Here is a 21759-nt window from a genome sequence, read left to right on the forward strand (position 1 = left end):
GACCGCGGCGGCTCCAGGCGGCGTGACGGCGGCCGGAGGCGGGCGGGATGACGGGAGTCTGCCCGGGTCGGCACAGGCTTATCGGGAGGCGGCGGCGACGGGTTCGAACTCGAAGGGCAGCGCTTCCAAGGCGGCGTCGTAGCGCTGCACCAGCTGCTCCCGGTCGTCGGCGCCGAGATACAGGATGCCGATGACGTAGCGGTAGCTGTCCTGGTTGGGCAGTTCGGAGAGCCGGTCGCCCACATTCACCTGCGGCGTGAAGTTGGCGTGCGGGATCTGCTTTGCCAGCCGCGCCGTGTCCTGCTCGTCCGGCACGCGTGTCACGATGGCGTCCTCGTCGTGGAAGACCATGCACTGGGAAGCGACGGCAAATTCGCCCTTGCGGTGCGGCATGGACGGCTCGACGCCCAACGCGATATCGATGGCGACCTCGTGGTTGGAGACGCCGTCCACCTTCGCAAACAAGTCGCTGTGGGACTGGGAGATGCGGGTGTTGACCTCGATCAGCCAGAGCTGGTCCTCCGCCTCGTCCCACATGAACTCGGCATTGAAGCAGCCATTGTCGAAGCCCACATGGCGCAGGTACCGCTCGGACAGGTCGATCATGCGCTGCTGGACGGACTCCGGGACGCTGTTGGCGGGGTAGTCCAGCCGCTCGAAGCTGGTGCCGGCGGCGTCCTTGTGCATGTCGAACACGCCGTGGGCGTTGTATTTTCCGCGGAACATGGTTCCCTCGGGGGCGGCCTGGGTGCCGGTGACGAACTGTTCGGCCAGGCAGGTGTTGCCGCCGGCGTCCTGCAGTTCGGGCGGCAGGTCCACCATCTGCAGGACCTCGTTGAAGGCGTCGCCGACCTGCGCAATTTCCGCGCGGATCGCCCGGATGGCCTCGTCGAAGTCCTCCTCGTTGCGGATCTGGAACCCGAGGTTGGACGAGTGCGCCTTCACCGGCTTGACCCAGAAGGGGAACGGGATGTCGATCTGCTGCAGCGCATCGTCGTTGAACGGGTTGAAGGAAGCGAACTCCGGGACACACTCGGGGATGGATTCCCGCTGTTGCAGCCGGCTCCAGTACTTGTGCTCGCACTTGAGCACGCTCTCCAGGGAGGGAGCAGCGATCCCGTATTCCTTGGCCAGGATCGGCCCGATCACGCTGGTGGGGAAGTCCCAGTGGGAGACGATGGCGTCCACACTGCCGTCAAACTCGCGCAGTTGCTGCCGCGCCGCGTCCAGCAAGGCGGTGAAGTCGATGTCCTTCTCGCGGACCAGCCGGTCGTAGTCGAGCAGGCTGTGGAAGGTGTAGTTCTCGGCGCCGCGGACGGTCTGCAATTCGCCGGCTTGGAAATCGGTCAGTCCGAGGATAAATACGTTCTTCAAATTAGTGCCTCCCGTTCTTGGTGATGAACCTCATCGGCCGGTGCGAGGGGCGAAAGGTCATGGGGACGCGCTGGTCGATTGGTTGGGGGGACAACTTCGACACAACCATGCACCGGATAGGCCGTCAAGGCGGCATCCGTCCCCCCAGGGCGTCCGGCGGCGGCATCGGCGTCCAGTACGGCATGATGTGGGCATGGCGCAGAAACAGGCAACAACCGGGCAGCTGATGGACGACTTCGTGCGGGGCTTCGACTATCCGATGTACATCGTCACGGCAGCGGGGGCCGGAGGCGAGCGGTCCGGCTGCCTGGTCGGTTTCGCCACGCAATGCAGCCTGAAGCCGGCCCTGTTCCTGGTGTGCATCTCGCAGCAGAACCGCACCCATCCCGTGGCGCTGGGGGCAGGCGTGCTGGCGGTCCACGTGCTCGGGCGCGGCCAGCGGGCGCTCGCAGAACTGTTCGGCACCGCGACGGGCGACGACGTGGACAAGTTCGCGCATTGTGACTGGCTGCCCGGACCGGAGGATGTTCCGCTGCTGGCGGACGCCGCCCGCGTCATGGTCGGGCGCGTCGTGAAGAAAGTCGATCTCGGCGACCACACCGGTTTCCTGCTGTCCCCGCTTGAGACCCGTGGCGGCGACATCACCGGCCTTTTGTCGTTCAGCGACGTCCAGGATCTCGACGCCGGCCACCCCGCCTAGGGATTTCCGGCGCCAACCACCCGCCCAGGATCCTTCGGGGGCGGCCATCCCGCTAGGATTCGACGGTGACTACACCGTGCGCCAGCCCCGACCGTGATGCCGCCCTGCAGATGTGGAGCGAGTACGCAGCCGCGCGGCCGGAAGCCATCAGCCCCGGTGAGGAAGCCGTCGTCGACCATTTCGGCGACAGTGCCGCGCTCGCGGACGCGCTGCTGGGGCTGGTCATCGCCGGCCCGAAGCGCGCCACGGCCGCGCTGGTGGCCGAATTCCACCGGCAGGGGGAACGGCTTCCGCGGATCGGGGACCACTGGGTGGCCTGCGACGGCTCGGGCAAGCCCCGGGTCATTTTGCGCTCCACCGAGCTTCGGCTGGGGCCGCCGGACAGCGTGGACGACGCGTTCGCCTGGGATGAGGCCGAAGACGACCGGCAGCGCTCGACCTGGCTGGAGCAGCACTTGATCTACTGGAAGCGGGTCTGTGCCGCGCAGGGGATCGAGTGGCGCGGAGACAACGAAGTCGTGTTCGAGCGCTTCCGGATCGTCTGGCCGCCGGAGTTGGCGGACTGACCTTTCACCGCTTTGGTTACTGCCCCGCCAGCCGCCCCCGGACCATCTCGCTGACGGCCTTGCCGTCGAAGCGGCCAGCCACCTTCTCGGTGACCGGCTTCATCACCGCTCCCATCTGCCGCATGGACAGCTCCACGCCGGCGGCCTTAAGTCCAGCGATCGTTTCATCGATGATCTCGGCGACCTGGGCCTCGGTGAGCGGCTGGGGCAGGTACGCCTCGATGACCTCGGCTTCCGCGGTTTCCGCGGCGGCCCGCTCCGGCTCTCCGGCTTCCGCGTAGATGCGGGCAGTGTCGCGGCGCTTGGCGGCTTCCTTCTGCAGCAGCGCGGTGGTCTGGGCATCGTCCAGCTCCACCGGCGTCTTGCCGGACTTTTCCTTGGTTGCTATCTCGCCCAAAACGTTGCGCACCGTGGTCAGGGCCGTCTTGTTCCCTGCCTTCATGTGGGCGACGACGTCGGCCTGCAGTTGCTCTTTCAAACTCATTCGGTTCCTCGTTCCGGTGGGGTTCGGTGGGTGCTGTGTCGGTCGGTGGCGTAGCGGGTGACGAAGTTGCGAAGTATCCGCTGCGGGATCGTCACGGTGCGTCCGCGCACCCGTCCCATGACGGCATCGGCCTGGTCCGGCGGGAAATAGCCGGCGTCCCGGTAGATCCAGATCCGGGTCAGCAGGCCGTCGACGTCCAACTCGGCGTGGAACTGGGTGGCGTAGAGGTTGTCCTGCAGCCGGAACATCTGGTTGGGGCAGTGCTCGGACCCGGCCAGGCGCACTGCGCCCGCGGGCAACACCGAGCATGCCTCCTTGTGGCCCACGAAGGCGCCGAACTCGCGGGGCAGGCCGGCCAGCAGGGGATCGGCGGCGCCGTCGTCGGTCAGCACGATCTGCGCCTCGCCGATCGGCTCGCCGTACTGCCGGTCCACCACGCCGCCGCCGTACCGGCCCAGGGTGCCGACGCCGTAGCAGGCGCCCAGGAACGGGAAATCGTGGGCGACGACGGTGTCCAGCAGCTGCTCCAGCTCGGCCTCGACGCGCAGCTGGGCGGCGGACTTGAACGCGTCGTCGTCGCTGGAGGTGTACGGGCTGCCGCCGAGGATGATCCCGCTGTAATCGTCCAGATCGATGGCCGGCATTGGTCCGGCCTCCAGCCGCACGCGCTGCAACTGGCCCGGTTCCAGGCCGCCAAAACGGGCGAAGGCCGCGTACTCCTCATCGGCTGCGGTGTCTTCGGCGCGCGTGGCCAGGAGCAGGAACGGCTTCATGCGTTGATCGTACAGTCGCTGCGCCGGGCCTTGGAACGTGGATGTCCGGCCGCGCCGCCCGACCCGTGACGCGGAACGGTCAGCGGCTAGGCTAGGAACCGTGGACGCAACCATGATCATCATTTACGTAGTTATCGCCATTGTCGTCATCGGTTTGGTGGCAACGCTGCTGCTGCGGGGCCGCAGGACCCCGCCCGGCACATACACCACCACCCGGGACGCGAACGACCCGGCCATGCCGCCGACCGGGGGCGGTACCGGCACCCTGGAAGCGCCCCGCGGACAGACGGCCCCCGCACCGCCCCTCGGCGCACCGACCGAGGAGGAACTGCCGCCGGCCGACGTCGAAATTCCGGAGGACGCCGCCGCGCTGGAGACCATCCCGGTGGAGACGCCGGCGCCGGTGCAGGGCCGCCTGTCCCGGCTGCGCGCCCGGTTGGTCAAGTCCAACAACGCCCTGGGCAAGGGGCTCCTGGCGCTGCTCGCCAGCGACAAGATCGACGACGACGTCTGGGACGAAATCGAAGAGACGCTCCTGCTGGCCGACCTGGGCACCGAGCCGACGATGGAACTCGTGGACGCGCTCAAGGACCGCGTGAAGGTGGAGGGCAGCCGCAGCCCGGAGCAGGTCAAGGCCATGCTGCGCGAGGAACTGATCAAGCTTGTGGACCCGTCCATGGACCGATCGCTGGCCGTGATGCGCCATGCCGACCGCCCCGCGGTGATGATGGTGGTGGGCGTCAACGGCGTCGGCAAGACCACCACGGTGGGCAAGCTGGCCCGCGTGCTGGTGGCCGAGGACAAGGACGTGATCCTCGGTGCGGCGGATACCTTCCGTGCGGCCGCGGCCGAGCAGCTGGCCACCTGGGGATCGCGCGTGGGCGTGCCCACCGTAAAGTCCGACGTCGATGGCGCGGATCCCGCGTCCGTCGCCTTCGAGGCGGTAAAGGCCGGTATCGAGCAGGAAGTCGATGTGGTCATGGTGGATACCGCCGGGCGCCTGCAGAACAAGGTGGGCCTGATGGACGAACTGGGCAAGGTCAAGCGCGTGATCGAGAAGCAGGCCACGGTGGACGAGGTGCTGCTGGTGCTGGACGCGACCACCGGCCAGAACGGCCTGAACCAGGCCAAGGTGTTCGCCGACGTCGTCAACATCACCGGCATCGTGCTGACCAAGCTGGACGGCACCGCCAAGGGCGGCATCGTCGTCGCCATCCAGCGCAGCCTCGGCGTGCCGGTGAAACTGGTGGGCCTGGGCGAAGGCGCCGACGACCTGGCGCCGTTCGAGACCGAGGACTTCGTGGACGCGCTGCTGAACTAGCGCCAGCTGGTCTGGTCCGCCAAACGGGCGTTGCTGCCGGACGGGCGCCGGTCGCTGTCCGGCCGGTGCCCGTCGCTGCCAGTCATGCGTCACTCTCGGTCGTGTGCCCGTCGCTGACCACCCCGGCCGCCGTGACGGGTTTTTCACCGGCGGCCGACTCCGGGCCCGCGACACGCAGCGCGATGAGCAGCCCCCAGACAAGGGCCGCGACGGCCAGCACTGTGACGTCGACGCTGCCTCCTGTTTCCGGCCCCAATAGCCAGCTGGTGCCCAGCGAGACGGCACTGAAGGCCAGCACGGTGCGCAGCAATGCGCGTGCGGGCGGCCAGAGCGCGTGCAGCAGGCCGGCGGCGGCCAGCGTGATGCCCAGGGCGCCTTGGACCGGCCAGTGGTCTATGCCCATGGTCCAGTACTCGGGTTCCGAGCCCGCGGCACGCGAGACCCCGACGGCGTACCAGGCGTAGGCGGCCCAGAACGGCAGGGCCAGCACGGCCAGCACCATCAGCGGCCAGTCCACCGCCATCCGCGGCGCCGAAAAGCGCGTCCCGGCGCGCCGGGACGACCACCACAGGCCCCAGGACATGATGCCGAGTGCCGCGGCCATCACCACGGGTCCGGGGCTCGCGCCGAGCAGGGCACCCAAGAGGAGCGCCGCCGTCGTCAGCCACAGCAGGGCGAGCACCGGCGCGATGTCCCTTGGCCGGAACGCCGCCCAGCCGAAAGCCAGTGCGACGGCGAAGGTGGTGAGCACGCCCCAGCTGGTTTCCAGCGCCGCAACCTCGGCGAAATAGGAATCTTCGACGAACATGGTCGACAAGTCGGTCAGTCCGAACCCGGGCAGTACGGCCCAAAACACGACGGCCACCGCCGCCACAACGCGTCCCCCAACGGTCATGGATCAGAGACTAGCGGCGAACGCGGCGCCTGGCTACCGCTGGAATCCAGGTGGGGCTAACAGCTGTTTCCAGGGTTGTTCGCTGCAGGGATCAGCCCGCCGCAGGTTCCTCCTGGGGCTTCACCAGCGTCTCGCGGCCGAAGAGCAGCCACAGGAGCGCCGCCGCCAGCATGATCGCGCCGGTGACCCCGAAGGCCCAGGCGTAGTTGAGCCGGTCGGCGAGCGCTCCGGCCAAGACCGGGCCGATGATCGCGCCCGCGTCGGTGCCCATCTGGAAGACGGCCAGCACCTTGCCGCCGCTGCGGTCGTTGCCGATGATGTCCGCGACGGCGGCCTGCTGCGCCGGTCCGAGCAGTCCGGACCCGAAACCGGCGATGACCGAAGCTGCGACGAACACCGGAACTGACTCGGTGAACCCGATGGCTGCGATCGCGACCCCGGCCACGGTCAGCCCGGCGACCACCAGGGGGCGGCGCCCGGCGGTGTCCGAGAGGCGGCCGGAGAAGGTCAGCGCCAGCGCGTTGCCGACCGCGAAGACGGCCAACGCCAGCCCGGCGGTCTCCGGGCCAGCGCCCAGCACGGCCGCGGCGAAGAGCGGAATCAGCGCCATGCGGACCCCGAACGTGGCCCAGCCGTTGGCGAAGGCGGACACGACGGCGGCCCGGTACCCCGGGTCCGAGAGCGCCTCGCGCAGATCCATCGCCTCGGGAGCCGGAGCGTCGTTGGCCGTGCGGGCGGCGGGTTTCTTGAGCATGACGGCGACGACGGCGGCCGCCACGAGCAGCGCGAGGGCATAGACCACGAACGGCATCCGCAGCCCGAATCCTGCCAGCAGGCCGCCGGCCACCGGGCCGAGGATGCCGCCCATCAGGAACGTGCCGGCATACAGGCTGGAAACCCGGCCGCGGCCGTCCGGCGGGGCCAGCCGCAGGATCAGCGCCATGGCCGACACCGTGAACATGGTGGAGCCGAGGCCGCCCAGGCCCCGGAAGATGAGCAGCTGCCAGTAGTCCTGCGCCAGCGCGCAGGCGCCGGTCGAAGCGGCGACTATCAGCAGCCCGGTCAGGTAGACCCGGCGCTCACCCCAGCGGCCCACCAGCGCGCCGCCCGCCGGCGCGAAGACCAGCCGGGCGAGGGCAAACACGCTGACGATGATGCTGGCAGCCGCGACACCGACGTCGAAACTCGCCGCAAACTGCGGCAGGACCGGCGCCACCAGCCCGTACCCCAGCGCGATGACGAACGCCGCGGCAACGAGGACCTTGATGTCGCGCGGAATCGGAGTGGGTGCGGGCCTGCCCGGACGCTGGAGGCCGGGCAGGCGGAACGGGCGCGCCGTGCGGCGGAAAACTGGCATGCCAACCAGCGTAGCCCGACCCGCGCGCCGGCTCGGTGCCACGCCGGGCCGCGCACCGCCGTCGTCCTCTATGCCACTCTGTGCCGCCGCTCTGTGCCGCTCTCGGTGCCGCGCGAAACACTGCCGAAACACGCCGGTTGCACCGGTTTTACCTGCGCGGGCTTCTTGTAACGCGGCCGCAATGAAGCATCCTGCTGGCCGAAACACGCCGTCGTCAGTCTTGGTTCATCGGTGGGAAATTACCCGCCAACGAACGAGGGGACGTGAAACATGGATCTGTCGGCAGGTCACGTCTGGGTAATGATTTCGGCGGCCTTGGTGCTGCTCATGACGCCGGGACTGGCATTCTTCTACGGCGGGATGACGCGGGCCAAATCGGCCCTGAACATGATGATGATGAGCTTTTCCGCCGTCGCGCTGGTGGCGGTGGTCTGGGTGCTGTGGGGTTACTCGATGAGCGGGGGCGAGGGCGTGGCCCAGCTCTTCGGCAATCCGTTCGCCGCGTTCGGCCTGGAAGGGCTGCTTAGCACCCCTGACCTGATCAGCGCCGGGTACGGTGCCACGTTCGCGATCATCACGGTGGCACTCATCTCCGGCGCCATCGCCGACCGGGCAAAATTCAGCGCCTGGGCGGTCTTCGTGCCGGTCTGGGTCACGCTGGTTTACTGCCCGCTGGCCTTCATGGTCTGGGGCGGCGGCTTGCTGGGGGCCGAGGGAGCCATCGGCGCCTGGGCCGGGGAGGCGATCGATTTCGCCGGCGGCACGGTGGTGCACATCAATGCCGGTGTAGCGGGCCTGATCCTGGCCCTGATTCTGGGCAAGCGCAGAGGCTTCGGCAAGGACCCTGCACAGCGCCCGCACAACATCCCGCTGGTGATGATCGGCGCAGCGATGCTGTGGTTCGGCTGGTTTGGATTCAACGGGGGAGCGGCGGGCACGGCGGAGGAAGCCGGGCTGATCTGGGTCAACACCATGGCCGCCCCGGCAGCCGCCATCGTGGGCTGGCTGGTGACCGAGCGCCTCCGCGACGGCCGTCCCACGTCCCTCGGGGCGGCCTCGGGTGTGGTCGCGGGTCTGGTGGCCATCACCCCGGCCTGCGCCAACGTATCCCCCCTGGGGGCGGTGGGTCTGGGCCTGGTGGCGGGCGTGCTGGCCGCGCTGGCGGTGGGGTTGAAGTACAGGCTGGGCTACGACGACTCGCTGGATGTGGTGGGCGTCCACCTGGTTGCCGGCCTGGTCGGAACGCTGGCCCTGGGCTTCATCGCCCTTCCGGTCGAGGGTGCAGGGGGTGGTCTCTTCTACGGCGGCGGCGTCGCCCAACTGGGGGCGCAGGCCGTGGCGGCGCTGGTCTCGATGGTGTTCTCTGGCGTGCTGACCCTGATCATCGGCTTGGCGATCCACAAGACCCTTGGCTTCCGGGTGACTGCAGAGGATGAGGTCACCGGCGTGGACCTCGCCCAGCACGCCGAATCCGCGTACGAATTCGGCGGCCTGGGCACCGGCGGAACATTCATCCCGCACCCGGCAACCGACCCCAGCGCCCGCAGCACGATCAAGGAAGAGGTCAACGCATGAAACTGGTCACCGCAATCATCCGGCCGGAAAAGCTGGAGGCAGTCCGGAACAGCTTGGAAAGCTACGGGGTCCAAGGGCTGACCGTCAGTGAGGCCAGCGGGTACGGGCGGCAGCGCGGCCACACGGAGGTCTACCGCGGCGCCGAGTACACGGTGGACCTGCTGCCCAAGGTCCGCGTCGAGGTCTTGGTGGGGGACGATTTGGCCGACGACATCGTCGACGTCCTCGTGGCCACCGCCAACACCGGCCGCGCGGGCGACGGCAAGGTCTGGCTGGTGGATGTGCAGGAAGCGGTCCGCGTCCGCACGGGCGAACGCGGCGAGGCTGCCATTTAGGACGGGAACCTTCGGTTCCCTGGCCCGGCTGTTCCGGCCGCCCCTGCGGCGTCCGGAGCAACCGGGTCTTCCGGTGCGCGGGCGTGCACTTTCGGAGTCTGGGCGGCCGGGAAACTGCGGCGGCGCCGCGGTTTCCTCGCCTGAAGGTGGGCTGGTTCCCCCCCAGACGCACCGTCGGCTTCGCGTTCAGTCGTCCGCCGGCTGAGTTGTCCTCCACTGGGAAAGACGGTTCCCCGTTCAGCCATTCGCCGACAGGGAAGGAGGGTTCCCCGTTCAGCCATTGGCTGGCTGAGTTGTCCTCCACAGGGAAGGAGGGTTCCCCGTTCAGCCATTGGCCTGCTGAGTTGTCCTACACAGGAAGGTGTCGGGGGCAGGTTATGCACTTTCCTCGAAGACTCGTTCTACCCGGGGCGTGGGCTGCGTAGCGTTGAAGTATGGCAGCGGAACCGTTGGACGAGGCACAGGAGCCGGAGGAATCCTCCGGTACCCCTGCCGCGTCCGACAATGGTGCCGGGCCCGACAATGGTGCCGCGCCCGACAATGGTTCCGCCGAATCGGTACCGGTCCCGCGGGGGTGGGCGGACGACTGGCAGGAGCTGGGACCGGCGGAACTGGCCGGCCTGCTCGCCGGCACCGACCCCGCGGCCCTGGACGATTGGTCGACCCTCGACTACCTTCAGGCGGTGCGCAAACACGAGGCCTGGACCCAGTCCCGCCGGCTGCGGGCCGTGCACCGCCTGGTGGTGCTCCGCCCGGCAACCGGGCCCGACGCCGGGGCGCCGGACGGGATCTGCCGGCACGCCGCCGCCGAGCTGGCACCCATCCTGGCTCTGCCCCGCCAACGCGCGGCAGCGGAACTGGCCGACGCACACCAGATCGCCACCTGCCTGCCCGCCACCCTCGCCGCCCTGGACAACGGCGACCTCGACCTGCCCCGCGCCACCGCCATCGCCCGCAAAGGCGCCGGCCTGTCGCCCGAGGCCCTGGCCGGCTACGAAGCCCGCGTTGTTCCCGGCGCCGGGACCATCACCCTGGAATCCGTCCAGGCCCGGGCCCGCACCGTCCGCGACCGGCTGCACCCCGAACCCCTCGAGATCCGGCACCGTGCCGCGATGGAACGCCGCACCGTGCAATACCAGCCCCAGGACGACGGGATGGCCGAACTCTACATCCGCACCAGCGCGGACAAAGCGCTGCTCGCCTACAACCTGATGCAGGCCCACGCCCGCAAACTCCAGACCGCGGACGAAACCCGCACCCTGGGCCAACTCCGCGCCGACGTGTTCACCGACATGCTCCTGCGCTACCCAGGCCACGCCTACCAGCCCGCCACAGCCACAGACACAGACACCGGAACCGCAGCCGGCGACACAACCGCCACCCAGACGGCCACCGACAACTGCGGAACAGCGGCCACCCAAACCGCAGCCAACTTGCGGGAAACGGCCCAGTCCGGAACTGCTGCCGCAACCGCAGCTGCAACCGGGTCCGCAGCCGCCGGGACTCTACCGGGCACCACCAAAGGAACCTGCCCCGAAATCCCGGACACAGGAGTTGCGGCGGACACCGCCCGAGACACGGCAGCCGGAGGGACGGCAGGGCAGGGGCCCTGTACCTGCGGTGCCGGGAATGTGACCGCCTCGGTCGCCGTCACCGCGCCCCTGCACACCCTGCTCCGGCTCGCCGAAGAACCCGGCGACCTCACCGGCTACGGGCCGATCCCGCCGGGCATGACCCGCGACCTTGCCGCGCTGGCCAAGTCCTGGTTGATCGTGCTCAGCGATGACTATGGCAAGGCAGCCGCCGTCGCCAAAGACCTGCGCCACCCGCCCGAATGGCTCAAACGCCTCGTCCGGCTACGCGACCGCCACTGCCGCGACTACGGCTGCACCGTCCCCGCCGACCACTGCGACATCGACCACACCATCGCCTGGGAAGACGGCGGCACAACAGTCATCGAAAATCTCAGCGCCAGATGCAAACCCGGGCACAAAACCAAACACCACGGCGGCGGAACCGTCACCCAAGACCCCGACGGGACCCTCCACTTCACCACCCGCTCCGGCCACACCCACACCACCACCCCCGACCAAGGCTGGACACTCACGATCCCCTCAGCCCCCGGCGCAGAAGAAGCCACGGAAAGCCCGGGCAACGGAGCCAAAAGTCCCCGGGACTGTACCCGCGGCGAGGGCGACACCGGCGGCGGCGAAGCCACGGACGGCCCATGGGACAACACTCAGCCGCCGTTCTAGACGCCCTGCCACCCGTTCTAGGTAATTGGCGGCCCTATTTACGTCAGGGGAGCGGCCTGTCGCTCCGGGAAGTTGACCAACCGGCCGGACCGTTGCTGCCCGCTTCGTACTCTTCCAGCGGCACCTCGTCTTTTTCCCAGGCCTTCAGCACGGGCTCGACTATCCGCCAGCACTCCTCGGCGGTATCCCCGCGGACGGACAGGAGCGGGTCGCCGCGCAGCACGCCTTCCAACACTTCGCCGTAGGGCAGCAGGTCGGCCGAGTGCAGGTCGGCGCTCATGACCGCCCGGTCCAGAGTGAAGATGTCGCCGGGACCGTTCACATCGATCTCAAGTTGAAGGGTTTCGGGTCCGAGCCCGATCCGCAGCCGCGTCGGGGCGTCGATGCCCTTGAAGCCCGTCGGCAGGTGGTTGACCGGCCTAAAGGTGATGATTACTTCCTTCTGCGGCTTGCCCAAAGCCTTGCCCGAGCGGAGGATGAACGGCACGCCGGACCACCGGGAGTTGTTGATTGAGACTTCAACCTCGGCCAGGGTTTCGGTCTTCTTGGCCGGGTCCACGCCCTGTTCGTCGGCGTAGTCCGGGATGTCGCGGTCGCCGATCCTGCCGGCGGTATAGCGGGCACGCCGAGTGCTCTTGCCGAAATCCGGGTTGACGCTGCTGGCGCGCAGGACGCTGCCGATATGGTCGCGCAGGTCCCGCTCATGGATGGTGGCCGGGGCGTTGAGGGCTGTCAGCGCCATCACCTGCAACAAGTGGCTTTGGATCATGTCACGCAGCGCGCCGGCCCCGTCGTAGTAACGGGCACGGCCCTCCAAAGCCAGCCCCTCATCGTAGAAGATCTCGACTTTCGCCACATGTTCATTGCTGAGCAGCGGCTCCAGCAAGCGGTTGGCGAAGCGCAGGCCGAGGATGTTGAAGACCGTTGCCTTGCCCAGGAAGTGGTCCACCCGGTGGATATGGTCCTCCGGCACCAGCTTCAGCAGCGTCTTGTTCAGCGATGCGGCCGATTCACGGCTGGAGCCGAACGGCTTTTCCAACACCAGCCGTGTTCCCTCCGGCACGTCCTCGGGCCGGAGCAGCTCGCAGGCTTTCTGGCTGACCGCGGGCGGCAGGGCAAAGAACACGGCCACCGGGCAATCCAGCGCGGCCAGCAATTCCGCCAGTGCGCCCTCCACCGTCACGTCCACCGAGTGGTACCGCGTGTTTTCCTGGACGTCGCGCAGTTGCCGCCGTCCGTCGTCGTTCGCGTCCACCGCGCAGGAATCGAAGGCGCCGCGGACGCGTTCCTGCCACCTGCCCTCGTCCCAGTCATCCGAGCCGGCGCCCACTACTTTCAGCCCGCTGGTCCTGCCTTGCGCGATCAATTTGCCCAGCCCGGGCAGCAGCAGCCGGCCGGTCAGATCGCCGGAAGCTCCCAAAATCAGCAACGTCCGGATCTGCAGCGGCCCCTCGGCTGCGGGGGCGGACACGTCCTCGGGCTGGGTCTTTTCCTGTGTCTGGGTCTGTTCAACGCTCACGTTCCCACCTTGCCACGGCTGTACCGCAGGGGGAACGGTCCATGGGCCGGGCGAGCTCGGACCCCACCGGCGTTCCTCCTTGCCGCGGTTCCTCGGCGGGATATGAGCCGACGGCCGAGTGGTCGCGATTTCCGGCGCGACTGCTGCCACCGCCAGTTGATACCCTTAAGTGCTGAACTCCGGCGCGGCCCGGGGACTGTGAACCAGATCGACGAAAGTAGACACGGCGCGTGTTCAATTCACTCTCTGACCGGTTGGCCTCGACCTTCAAGAATCTGCGCGGCAAGGGACGGCTGTCCGAGGCCGACGTCGACGCCACCGTTCGCGAAATCCGGCGAGCCCTGCTCGACGCCGACGTCGCGGTGCCCGTGGTGCGCGAGTTCGCGGCCCACGTGAAGGAACGCGCGCTCAGCGAAGAGGTCTCCGCGGCCCTGAACCCGGCCCAGCAGGTCGTCAAGATCGTCAACGACGAGCTGGTCAACATCCTCGGCGGGGAGACCCGGCGCATCAAGCTGGCCAAGACCCCGCCGACGGTGATCATGCTCGCCGGCCTGCAGGGTGCCGGCAAGACCACCCTGGCGGGCAAGCTGTCCAAGTGGCTCAAGGGCCAGGGCCACAGCCCGCTGCTGGTGGCCGCCGACCTGCAGCGACCCAATGCCGTGACCCAGCTCCAGGTTAACGGCCAGCGCGCCGGCGTGCCGGTCTACGCCCCGCACCCGGGCGTGCAGTCCGAGTTCGACGCCGTTACCGGCGATCCGGTGGCCGTGGCCCGCGACGGCGTGGCCGAGGCGCGGCAAAAGCTGTACGACGTCGTCATCGTGGACACCGCCGGCCGACTCGGCGTCGATGCCGAGATGATGCAGCAGGCAGCTGACATCCGCGCCGCCGTCAACCCGGACGAAGTCCTCTTCGTGATCGACGCGATGATCGGCCAGGACGCTGTCAACACCGCGCAGGCGTTCAACGAAGGCGTCAATTTCACCGGCGTTGTCCTCTCCAAGCTCGACGGCGATGCGCGCGGCGGCGCGGCGCTCTCCGTCGCGTCGGTGACCGGCAAGCCGGTGATGTTCGCTTCCACCGGCGAAAATTTGGACGACTTCGAGATCTTCCACCCGGACCGGATGGCCAATCGCATCCTCGACATGGGCGACATGCTCACCCTGATCGAGCAGGCGGAAAAGTCCTGGGACAAGGGCGAAGCCGAGCGGATGGCCCAGAAGTTTGCCGACCAGGAAGACTTCACCCTGGACGACTTCCTCGCCCAGATGCAGCAGATCCGCAAAATGGGCTCGATGAAGAAGATGCTCATGATGATGCCCGGCGCCGCCAACATGCGCCAGCAGCTGGAGAACTTCGATGAACGGGAAATCGACCGCGTGGAGGCCATCGTTAGGTCGATGACCCCGCACGAGCGCGTTGCCCCGAAGATCATCAACGGCTCCCGCCGAGCCCGCATCGCCAAGGGCTCCGGCGTGCACGTGTCCGAGGTCAACGGCCTGCTGGAGCGTTTCGGCCAGGCCCAGAAGATGATGAAGAAGATGGCCCAGGGCGGCGGCATCCCGGGCATGCCGGGCGTGGCCGGGCCGGGCGGCTTCGGTGGCGCCCGGAAGAAGCAGCAAACCGCCAAGGGCAAGAAGAAGGCCCGCTCCGGCAACCCGGCCAAGGCGGCACAGGAGCTGCGCGAGGCCGAGGAACGCCGGAAGAACAAGGCCTCCGTTCCCGCCGGAAGCGCCTTCGGCGTCCCGCAGGACGGGCAGGACTTCGACCCGTCGGCGCTGAACCTGCCCAAGGGATTCGAAAAGTTCCTCGGCAAGTAGCCCCGAAGCTGTAGCCGCCAAGGCCTACCGCGAAGGCTGTACCGCTGCAGATAAATGCCCCGTCGATTCTCGGCGGGGCATTTGCCATTCCGCCGGCGGGGGCGCTTATCCACGCCGCGCCGCGCTTTCCATGCTCCGGAAGGTAAGCTGGTTGTCGAATCGTTTCAACGGGGGGACACGGACCGGCGGATTACGCGGCTTCTCTGCACGGGCGGCCCATTCGCTCGGCGACAACCGGCCACCGGCGGCAGCGCAGCGAAGGAGTTTTGTGGCAGAGCAGGCACGCGGCGACGACGACGGCCAGCCCGGAAAGCGGCGGGACACCGTCGCGGTGATCGTGCGCAGTGTCGGCGGCTCCGTGGTGCTGGTGGACAATCCCGGCGGGCCCCGGCTGCCGGCGGCGCCGGTCCGGCCGGGCGAAGACCCGCGCGCGGCAGCGGCCCGAGTGCTCGCCGAGTCCTCCCTGCTCGTACCGCCCGGGCGCATCCTCGCACTGGATTACCAGCCGCTGGACGGCGAAGCCGCGGAAGCCATTACCTTCGTGTACGACGGCGGAACGTACGACGGCGGTGAGCTCGCCGCCGGTGCCGGGGGACAGGCGGTCTTCCTGCCCGTCGAGCAGGCCGAAGCTGTCCTGGGCCCGGCGCAATCGGCCCAGCTGGCCGCGGGGCTCCGGGCCCACGAACTGCTCACCGTGGTTGAACTGCGCCACGGGCAGCCGCTGCGGACCGGGCAGTTGCGCGTCCCGGAACGAGAACTGGTGCCCCACGTCTGGGCGGCGGAGGCCGCCGGCGACTCCAAGGGAACCGTGGGTTCCGGCGTTTAGTATTTCTCCCATGGCAGTCAGTGGCAGCGGGGAGCGGGTGGTCTTTGTCCACGGCACCGACAGCTTCGGGGCCGCCGCCTGGCCGCGCCAGCACCGCCTCGCCGGACGCTACGACTGCCTGTTCCTGCGCCGCCACGGGTTCGACCCGCAGGCTGAGCCCCGGCCGACCGACTTTGACGAGGACGCCCGGATCGTCGGCCGGCACCTCGGCCCGGGTGCCCACGTCGTCGCTCACGCCCAGGGTGCCGTCGCGGCGATGATGGCCGCGGTCGAACAGCCCGGCAGGGTGCACTCGCTCACGTTGTTCGAACCCGCCTGCCTGTCCTTGACCGCGGACCTGCCGGCCACCCGTGCCTACCGCGAGCGGCTGGAGCCGTTGTTCGACGCGCGGCGGGAGCTGACCGACGAGGAATACCAGCGCGCCTTCGTCCGGCTGGTAGTCGGCGCAGAAGCGCTGCCGCTGGCCACCGTGGCGGACCGGGCACAGGCGATGCGGGTCCGCCTGCAGGCGCCGCCCTGGCAGGCGCCGCTGCACATCGTGCCGGGCCTGCCCACCCTGGTGGTCACCGGCGGCTGGGAACCGCTGTACGAGGAAGTGGCCGAATACCTGGCCGCCACCGGCGCCGTCCACCGCCACGCCGGCGGGCACCACCGCCCGCAGGACACGGACCGGGGCCATGCCCTGCTGGCGGCCTTCCTGGCCGGGGCAACACTGCCGGACTGATCAGAGGTTGCTAGCGTGGAGCTATGAATGAATCAGCCTGGGAACCGGCGTCAGGACAGCTGTGGTGGCCGTGGCCGCTGGACGAAGCGGGCGTGGCCGCCCTGCAGCAGCAGCTCACCGACCGTTCGCTGCTCGGTGCCTTCGCGGGCGGCGCCCCCCAGGCCGGCGACAGCGTTGTCTCCGTGCTCCTGGCCGTGAACGGGGAACAGCGCGCCGCCGTCCTGGATCCGGCCGGCCGGGCAGTGCCCGGGCCCGACGTCGCGGCCCTGGTCCGCGGGCTCTCTGCCGACCTGGGGGCGGCCGTGGAGATTGACGGCATCGAATACGAGGCACCGGCACCGGACGCGGCTTTGGAAGTGGAGGAGATGCCGGAACCGGACGAGGCCGAGGAGCTCGAAGCGCCGGACGCCGCCGAGCTGCGCACCGTGCTGGTGGGCCGGTTCCGGCGCGAGGACCTGATGATGTTCGGCGCCCTCAACGGCGTGGAACTCCACGTCTTGGAGCCCGATGCGGGCACGCCGGGCGCGCCGGGCGCGCCGGACCGGGCCGCACCCGGCCAGCGGATCGTCTTGGTCTACGGGGAGGCCGCGCCCGGGCTCTACAACTGGCCGGCCTCGGCCAAACCGATCGTGGCGCTGATGGACCTGGACGGCTTCCGCGCCGTCGAGGCATGGCTGCCGGGCACGCGGAGCGACCCGGACACCAGCTTCTGGCACGCCTGGGAGGCGCCGGCCAAGCCGTTCCCTTCGGCGTCCCGGGCCGACGCCGAGGCGCTGCGGCTGCTCGGCCGGATCGTGCACCCGGAAGGCCCCGACACGCAACGGCTCAGCGATGTGCTGGGCCTGGAACCGGGCGCCGTCGAGGGGCTGCAGGACCTGCTGTCCTCCCCGGACGAGCCCGGGATCCTGGCCCGCGCCGGGCAACTGCTGCAACTGCCGCCGATCGCCGCCCGGCTCGCCGAAGGGTCGCTGCAGCCCGACCGGGTCCCCGGGATGGAATCGATTCCCGTCCAGTCCATCGGCAAGGCGCTGCTGGAACTGGCCAGCACTCCGGCCGAGGGCAGGGGGCCGTTGGCGGCGTGGCAGCGCGCCGTCGTCGCGCGCCCGGCCCTGCTGGCCGGCAGCGCCGCAGCGGCCGCCACCGGCGCCGCCCTGCTGTTCCGCGCCGCCGGACGGCGGCCCGCAAGCTCCCGGTTCCTGCGCGCGGGCGCGCTGGGGCTGGTGCTGCAGGCGGCCGGAGACGTGGCCCTGGGCAGCTACCTGGCGTACCGGCGCCGCCGCTGACCACTGATACACCGGCAGGCGTTCGGACTGGAATAAACGTGAAGCTTCAAGTATTGTTAATTGCATGAACATTCAAGTAAACCCCCAGGACCTGCTCTCGGCCGACCTCAGCATGGGCACCGTGATGCTCAAGGTCGGCGACATGAAGAACATGACCAACTACTACCAGCAGGCGCTGGGACTGGACCCGGTCTCCGAGGGACTCGGCGGGGTTTACCTGGGCCGCGGCACCACGCCGCTGCTCCACCTGGCCCCGGCCAACGGGCTGCAGCTGCCGTCCCGCGGCGAAGCCGGCCTCTTCCACACCGCCTTCCTGTTCGAGAACCAGTCGGATCTGGCCGCCACCGTGGCCACCGCGGCGCAGACCGACCCCTCCCGGTTCGCCGGCAGCGCCGACCACCTGGTCAGCGAGGCGTTCTACTTCACCGACCCGGAGGGCAACGGCATCGAGCTCTACTGGGACCGCCCCCGCGACCAGTGGTCCTGGAACGAGACCGCCGACGGCAAGGAGGTCCACATGGACAGCCTGGCCCTGAACCCCCAGACCTACCTGCAGAGCCACCTGACCGAGGAGTCGCTGTCCACCCAGCGCGAGGCCGGCGCCGGGATCGGCCACGTGCACCTGCAGGTCGGCGACACCAACGTCGCCGAGGAATTCTACGTGAAGACCCTCGGCTTCGAACGCACCGCCGGCTGGCACGGCCAGGCACTGTTCGTCGCCGCCGGCGGCTACCACCACCACATGGCCATGAACGTCTGGAACAGCCGCGGCGCCGGGCCGCGCAAGGACACCCTGGGCCTGGGCGAGGTGCTGATCCACGTGCCGACCGAGGACGAGGTCGGCGCCCTGACCGAACGCCTCACCAGCGCCGGCATCGCCCACCACCACACCGGGGCCGAGCTGCGCTTCGAGGACCCGTGGCGCAACCAGCTGCGCGTCGCCGTCGGCTGAGGCGCAATCCCGCCCGGTGCGGCTAGGCTGAAGAGGTACCACTCGGTCTAGCCGCGGAAGGACCTGCAGATGTCCGGAACCACCGAAATCTTCGTCGCCACCCACGATGTCGCCGTCCGGCGCGCCGCCGAGCTTGAGGCCAGCGTCGACTCCCGCCGGGAAACCGACGGGCCGATGGCCGAGGTCGAGGATGCGCCCAGCCTTCGCCTCAACGGGGTCACCGACCTGGAGATCGAGATCCTCGGCGGCCTGGCCGCGAAGGCCGTCGGCGCCGCCGGCGGCGAGGCCCTGGACATGGCCGACGTCTCCAGCGACTACCTGATGGTTGCCCCGGATGCCATGGTCCAGTCGCTGGCCGAACTGCTGACCTACACCGACGACGACGGTGCCTCCCTGATCCCGGAGGTTGCCTCGCGGTGGGCCGCCGAAGAGGACATGCCGTTCAGCGGGGCCATCGCCGAAGACAACGTGCGCCGGATTGCACAGCTGGCGTCGCTGGCGGAGCAGGCCGAACGCCAGCAGCTCTACGTCTGGTCCACGACCGCCGAAGCCTGACAATTCCCGGGTCGAGCGGCCTGAAGTGCCTGCCGCCGAACCGGTGGCAACGCGCCGCCGTCGCCAAGTCGCGCGGATTGGTTCCCATCTGGCACAATAGACAGGTACTCGATCTGCGCGGCCCCTCTCTCCGCGTGTGTATCTTGTCCTTTGAACCCCAACCATGGCCCGCCCCACGGGAGCAGACATACGGGTTCGCCCATTTTCAGAACCAGGAGTGACCACAACAGTGGCCGTAAAGATTCGCCTTAAGCGCTTCGGTAAGAAGTTCTCTGCCCACTACCGCGTCGTTGTCATGGATGCCCGCGCCAAGCGCGACGGCCGTGCCATCGAGGAGATCGGGCAGTACCACCCGACCGAAGAGCCCTCGTTCATCGAGATCAACTCCGAGCGTGCCCAGTACTGGCTCGGCGTCGGCGCCCAGCCGACCGCGCAGGCCGAAGTTCTGCTCAAGATCACGGGCGACTGGCAGAAGTTCAAGGGTATTGAGGGCCAGGAAGGCACCCTCAAGACCAAGGCTGCCAAGGAAGCCTTCGTGGCTCCCGAAAAGGACTCCGTGATCGTCCCCGAGGCCATCACCCCGAAGGCCAAGAAGGAAGAAGCTGCCGAGGCTCCGGCCGAGGAAGCAGCCGCAGACGAAGCCGAAAAGGCTGAGTAATGCTGGCCGAAGCGCTCGATCATCTGGTCCGCGGGATCGTTGACAGTCCTGACGACGTCAAGGTAACGCAGAAGAGCAACCGCCGCGGTGACATCATCGAGGTGCGTGTTCATCCGGAGGATCTGGGCCGCGTCATCGGCCGCCAGGGCCGCACCGCCCGCGCACTGCGCACCGTGGTGAACGCCTTGGCCGATGACCAGGTCCGCGTGGATGTGGTCGATACCGACCGCCGCCGCTGATCCGGATCGGCGCCTGCCCGGCATCGAGCCGGGCACCATTCCATAACCTCCGGCCCCTGTACCAGATAATGGTCCAGGGGCCGGACGTTTTTCTTCCAAAGGAGTCTGCATGCAGGTACAAGTTGCCCGGATCGGCAAGCCGCACGGCATCCGGGGCGAGGTCACGGTCCAGGTGCTGACCGACGCCCCGGCCGATCGCTTCGTCCCCGACGTCGAGCTGACCGTGGAGCCGGCCGGCCTGGGGCCGCTGACGGTGCGCAGTGCCCGCTGGAACAAGGACATCCTGCTGCTGGGTTTCCATGAAGTCGCCGACCGCAACGGCGCCGAAGAACTCCGCGGCGCCAGGCTCTTCGTCGACACCGAGGACGTCGAGGACGACGACGACGCGTGGTACGAGCACGAGCTCGTCGGCCTCGAGGTGCGCATCGGGGAAGACGTGGTCGGCAAGGTCTCCGGCCTGAACACCATGCCCGCCCAGGACCTGCTGGTCGTGGAGGACCTGGACGGCGGGGAAGTCCTCGTGCCGTTCGTCGAGGAGATCGTGCCGGAGGTAAACGTGGAGGCCGGCTTTGTCCGGCTCACCCCGCCGGCCGGGCTGTTCGAGCTGAACTCGCCGGATGCGCAGGAGGCCCCCGACGACGGCGAGGGGGAGCGCTAGGTGCGCATCGACGTCGTCAGCATCTTTCCGGAGTACCTGGCCGCGCTGGACCTGTCGCTGATCGGCAAGGCGCGCCAGGACGGGCTGCTGCAGCTGCAGGTCCACGACCTGCGCGACTTCACCACCGACCGCCACCGCACCGTCGACGACACTCCCTACGGCGGTGGCGCGGGCATGGTCATGAAGCCCGAACCCTGGGCGCAGGCGCTCGAATCGGTCGTTGCCGCGAGCCCCGGCGGAGACCTGCCGGCGCGCCCGGATCCCGGCGCGGACACGGTCCCCGAACCGGCCGCCGCCCGGCCGGTCCTGATCGTCCCGTCCCCGGCCGGCGAGGTCTTCAACCAGGCCCTCGCCTACGAGCTCGCCGCCGAGGACCATCTGGTGTTCGCCTGCGGCCGCTACGAAGGCATCGACGAGCGAGTCCTCGACTGGGCGGGCGGACATTTCCGGGTCCGCCCGGTCAGCCTCGGCGACTACGTGCTGAACGGGGGAGAGGTGGCCGTGCTGGCGATGGTCGAGGCCGTGGGCCGGCTGGTTCCCGGCGTCGTCGGCAACCCCGACTCGCTGGTGGAGGAGTCCCACTCGGACGGACTGCTGGAGTATCCGGTCTACACCAAACCCTCCGAGTGGCGCGGCCGCGGTATCCCGGACGTGCTGCTCAGCGGCAACCACGCCAAGATTGCCCGGCACCGCCGCGACGAACAGCTGCGCCGCACCGCCGCGCGCCGCCCGGACCTGGTCCTGGCCCTGGATCCGGAAACCCTGGACAAGCAGGACCGCGCCACCCTGGCCGGTCTCGGCTACACCGTCACGCCCGAGCGGGTCGTGCCGGATTCGGCGCACCCGGAGCTTCAGCCACACCGCATGTAGGGCTGGGGCGGCATGCAGGGCTT

Annotated in this window: 22 protein-coding genes; 16 read left to right on the top strand and 6 right to left on the bottom strand. The window is 68.9% G+C overall.

The window, feature by feature from the left end:
* Positions 1 to 78 precede the first annotated feature (78 nt).
* Positions 79 to 1374: an ATP-grasp domain-containing protein gene (locus tag AC5RW2_RS06305; protein WP_494012319.1), complete on the bottom strand. Its 1296-nt coding sequence runs from the start codon at positions 1372 to 1374 to the stop codon at positions 79 to 81.
* A gap of 193 nt (positions 1375 to 1567) precedes the next feature.
* On the opposite strand from AC5RW2_RS06305, the gene AC5RW2_RS06310 reads away from it, so the two are divergent.
* A complete protein-coding gene (locus tag AC5RW2_RS06310; RefSeq protein ID WP_494073793.1) occupies positions 1568 to 2074 on the top strand; it encodes a flavin reductase family protein in 507 nt (168 codons plus the stop codon).
* Between the two features lie 65 nt (positions 2075 to 2139).
* Positions 2140 to 2640, top strand: a complete 501-nt coding sequence (locus AC5RW2_RS06315; protein WP_494012317.1) for an ASCH domain-containing protein — start codon at positions 2140 to 2142, stop codon at positions 2638 to 2640.
* Between the two features lie 16 nt (positions 2641 to 2656).
* Here the strand turns inward: AC5RW2_RS06315 and AC5RW2_RS06320 are convergent, their stop codons facing one another.
* Both AC5RW2_RS06320 and AC5RW2_RS06325 read right to left on the bottom strand, forming a co-directional pair.
* The gene (locus tag AC5RW2_RS06320; RefSeq protein ID WP_494073794.1) at positions 2657 to 3124 is read right to left on the bottom strand and encodes a GatB/YqeY domain-containing protein; all 468 of its coding nucleotides are present in this window, start codon (positions 3122 to 3124) and stop codon (positions 2657 to 2659) included.
* Positions 3121 to 3897, bottom strand: coding sequence for a glutamine amidotransferase (locus AC5RW2_RS06325; RefSeq protein WP_494025716.1), 777 nt, complete (start codon positions 3895 to 3897; stop codon positions 3121 to 3123). Before AC5RW2_RS06325 ends, AC5RW2_RS06320 begins: the two co-directional genes overlap by 4 nt.
* Positions 3898 to 4009: 112 nt before the next feature.
* Here AC5RW2_RS06325 and ftsY point away from each other — a divergent pair, with 112 nt between their 5' ends.
* Positions 4010 to 5218 carry a signal recognition particle-docking protein FtsY gene (gene ftsY / locus AC5RW2_RS06330; protein WP_494012982.1) on the top strand — a complete coding sequence of 403 codons (1209 nt, stop codon included), beginning with the start codon at positions 4010 to 4012 and terminating at the stop codon, positions 5216 to 5218.
* Positions 5219 to 5300: 82 nt separating this feature from the next.
* Here the strand turns inward: ftsY and AC5RW2_RS06335 are convergent, their stop codons facing one another.
* Positions 5301 to 6113 (bottom strand): hypothetical protein, encoded by an 813-nt coding sequence (locus tag AC5RW2_RS06335; protein ID WP_494073795.1) that lies wholly within the window; start codon positions 6111 to 6113, stop codon positions 5301 to 5303.
* A 91-nt stretch (positions 6114 to 6204) separates the two neighbouring features.
* Positions 6205 to 7470 carry an MFS transporter gene (locus AC5RW2_RS06340; protein ID WP_494073796.1) on the bottom strand — a complete coding sequence of 422 codons (1266 nt, stop codon included), beginning with the start codon at positions 7468 to 7470 and terminating at the stop codon, positions 6205 to 6207.
* A 270-nt stretch (positions 7471 to 7740) separates the two neighbouring features.
* Here AC5RW2_RS06340 and AC5RW2_RS06345 point away from each other — a divergent pair, with 270 nt between their 5' ends.
* From AC5RW2_RS06345 to AC5RW2_RS06355, 3 genes are all read left to right on the top strand, one after another.
* On the top strand, positions 7741 to 9045 hold the full coding sequence (locus AC5RW2_RS06345) for an ammonium transporter (RefSeq protein ID WP_494073797.1): 1305 nt from the start codon (positions 7741 to 7743) through the stop codon (positions 9043 to 9045).
* Positions 9042 to 9380: a P-II family nitrogen regulator gene (locus AC5RW2_RS06350; protein WP_493999973.1), complete on the top strand. Its 339-nt coding sequence runs from the start codon at positions 9042 to 9044 to the stop codon at positions 9378 to 9380. The genes AC5RW2_RS06345 and AC5RW2_RS06350 overlap by 4 nt, the downstream gene beginning before the upstream one ends.
* Before the next feature lie 434 nt (positions 9381 to 9814).
* On the top strand, positions 9815 to 11635 hold the full coding sequence (locus AC5RW2_RS06355; RefSeq protein ID WP_494073798.1) for an HNH endonuclease signature motif containing protein: 1821 nt from the start codon (positions 9815 to 9817) through the stop codon (positions 11633 to 11635).
* A gap of 43 nt (positions 11636 to 11678) precedes the next feature.
* Here the strand turns inward: AC5RW2_RS06355 and AC5RW2_RS06360 are convergent, their stop codons facing one another.
* Positions 11679 to 13073, bottom strand: coding sequence for a glucose-6-phosphate dehydrogenase (locus tag AC5RW2_RS06360; RefSeq protein ID WP_494073887.1), 1395 nt, complete (start codon positions 13071 to 13073; stop codon positions 11679 to 11681).
* Positions 13074 to 13384: 311 nt separating this feature from the next.
* Here AC5RW2_RS06360 and ffh point away from each other — a divergent pair, with 311 nt between their 5' ends.
* The 10 genes from ffh to trmD all read left to right on the top strand — a co-directional run bounded on the left by ffh (position 13385) and on the right by trmD (position 21736).
* Positions 13385 to 14971, top strand: coding sequence for a signal recognition particle protein (gene ffh / locus AC5RW2_RS06365; protein ID WP_494012310.1), 1587 nt, complete (start codon positions 13385 to 13387; stop codon positions 14969 to 14971).
* 268 nt (positions 14972 to 15239) lie between these two features.
* A complete protein-coding gene (locus AC5RW2_RS06370; protein WP_494073799.1) occupies positions 15240 to 15797 on the top strand; it encodes an NUDIX hydrolase in 558 nt (185 codons plus the stop codon).
* Between the two features lie 10 nt (positions 15798 to 15807).
* Positions 15808 to 16521 (top strand): alpha/beta hydrolase, encoded by a 714-nt coding sequence (locus AC5RW2_RS06375; RefSeq protein WP_494073800.1) that lies wholly within the window; start codon positions 15808 to 15810, stop codon positions 16519 to 16521.
* Positions 16522 to 16544: 23 nt separating this feature from the next.
* The gene (locus tag AC5RW2_RS06380) at positions 16545 to 17804 is read left to right on the top strand and encodes an eL24 family ribosomal protein (RefSeq protein ID WP_494073801.1); all 1260 of its coding nucleotides are present in this window, start codon (positions 16545 to 16547) and stop codon (positions 17802 to 17804) included.
* Positions 17805 to 17868: 64 nt separating this feature from the next.
* A complete protein-coding gene (locus AC5RW2_RS06385; RefSeq protein ID WP_493999967.1) occupies positions 17869 to 18756 on the top strand; it encodes a VOC family protein in 888 nt (295 codons plus the stop codon).
* Between the two features lie 69 nt (positions 18757 to 18825).
* Positions 18826 to 19311: a hypothetical protein gene (locus tag AC5RW2_RS06390; protein ID WP_494073802.1), complete on the top strand. Its 486-nt coding sequence runs from the start codon at positions 18826 to 18828 to the stop codon at positions 19309 to 19311.
* A 229-nt stretch (positions 19312 to 19540) separates the two neighbouring features.
* Positions 19541 to 19969, top strand: a complete 429-nt coding sequence (rpsP, locus tag AC5RW2_RS06395) for a 30S ribosomal protein S16 (RefSeq protein WP_494073803.1) — start codon at positions 19541 to 19543, stop codon at positions 19967 to 19969.
* Complete coding sequence (locus AC5RW2_RS06400) at positions 19969 to 20208, top strand: RNA-binding protein (protein ID WP_493977361.1); 240 nt, start codon at positions 19969 to 19971, stop codon at positions 20206 to 20208. Before rpsP ends, AC5RW2_RS06400 begins: the two co-directional genes overlap by 1 nt.
* A gap of 109 nt (positions 20209 to 20317) precedes the next feature.
* A complete protein-coding gene (gene rimM, locus AC5RW2_RS06405; protein ID WP_494073804.1) occupies positions 20318 to 20866 on the top strand; it encodes a ribosome maturation factor RimM in 549 nt (182 codons plus the stop codon).
* Entirely contained in the window at positions 20867 to 21736 is an 870-nt protein-coding gene (trmD, locus tag AC5RW2_RS06410; RefSeq protein WP_494073805.1) for a tRNA (guanosine(37)-N1)-methyltransferase TrmD, read from the top strand.
* Positions 21737 to 21759 lie beyond the last annotated feature (23 nt).

This window comes from Arthrobacter sp. B0316-1-20 (genome assembly GCF_059091865.1).

Bases quoted from the DNA above. Each gene is read 5' to 3' on its own strand.
- AC5RW2_RS06310 (WP_494073793.1), top strand. From the start codon at position 1,568: ATGGCGCAGAAACAGGCAACAACCGGGCAGCTGATGGACGACTTCGTG.
- AC5RW2_RS06320 (WP_494073794.1), bottom strand. From the start codon at position 3,124: ATGAGTTTGAAAGAGCAACTGCAGGCCGACGTCGTCGCCCACATGAAG.
- AC5RW2_RS06325 (WP_494025716.1), bottom strand. From the start codon at position 3,897: ATGAAGCCGTTCCTGCTCCTGGCCACGCGCGCCGAAGACACCGCAGCC.
- ftsY (WP_494012982.1), top strand. From the start codon at position 4,010: ATGATCATCATTTACGTAGTTATCGCCATTGTCGTCATCGGTTTGGTG.
- AC5RW2_RS06335 (WP_494073795.1), bottom strand. From the start codon at position 6,113: ATGACCGTTGGGGGACGCGTTGTGGCGGCGGTGGCCGTCGTGTTTTGG.
- AC5RW2_RS06340 (WP_494073796.1), bottom strand. From the start codon at position 7,470: ATGCCAGTTTTCCGCCGCACGGCGCGCCCGTTCCGCCTGCCCGGCCTC.
- AC5RW2_RS06345 (WP_494073797.1), top strand. From the start codon at position 7,741: ATGGATCTGTCGGCAGGTCACGTCTGGGTAATGATTTCGGCGGCCTTG.
- AC5RW2_RS06350 (WP_493999973.1), top strand. From the start codon at position 9,042: ATGAAACTGGTCACCGCAATCATCCGGCCGGAAAAGCTGGAGGCAGTC.
- AC5RW2_RS06355 (WP_494073798.1), top strand. From the start codon at position 9,815: ATGGCAGCGGAACCGTTGGACGAGGCACAGGAGCCGGAGGAATCCTCC.
- AC5RW2_RS06375 (WP_494073800.1), top strand. From the start codon at position 15,808: ATGGCAGTCAGTGGCAGCGGGGAGCGGGTGGTCTTTGTCCACGGCACC.
- AC5RW2_RS06380 (WP_494073801.1), top strand. From the start codon at position 16,545: ATGAATGAATCAGCCTGGGAACCGGCGTCAGGACAGCTGTGGTGGCCG.
- AC5RW2_RS06385 (WP_493999967.1), top strand. From the start codon at position 17,869: ATGAACATTCAAGTAAACCCCCAGGACCTGCTCTCGGCCGACCTCAGC.
- AC5RW2_RS06390 (WP_494073802.1), top strand. From the start codon at position 18,826: ATGTCCGGAACCACCGAAATCTTCGTCGCCACCCACGATGTCGCCGTC.
- AC5RW2_RS06400 (WP_493977361.1), top strand. From the start codon at position 19,969: ATGCTGGCCGAAGCGCTCGATCATCTGGTCCGCGGGATCGTTGACAGT.
- rimM (WP_494073804.1), top strand. From the start codon at position 20,318: ATGCAGGTACAAGTTGCCCGGATCGGCAAGCCGCACGGCATCCGGGGC.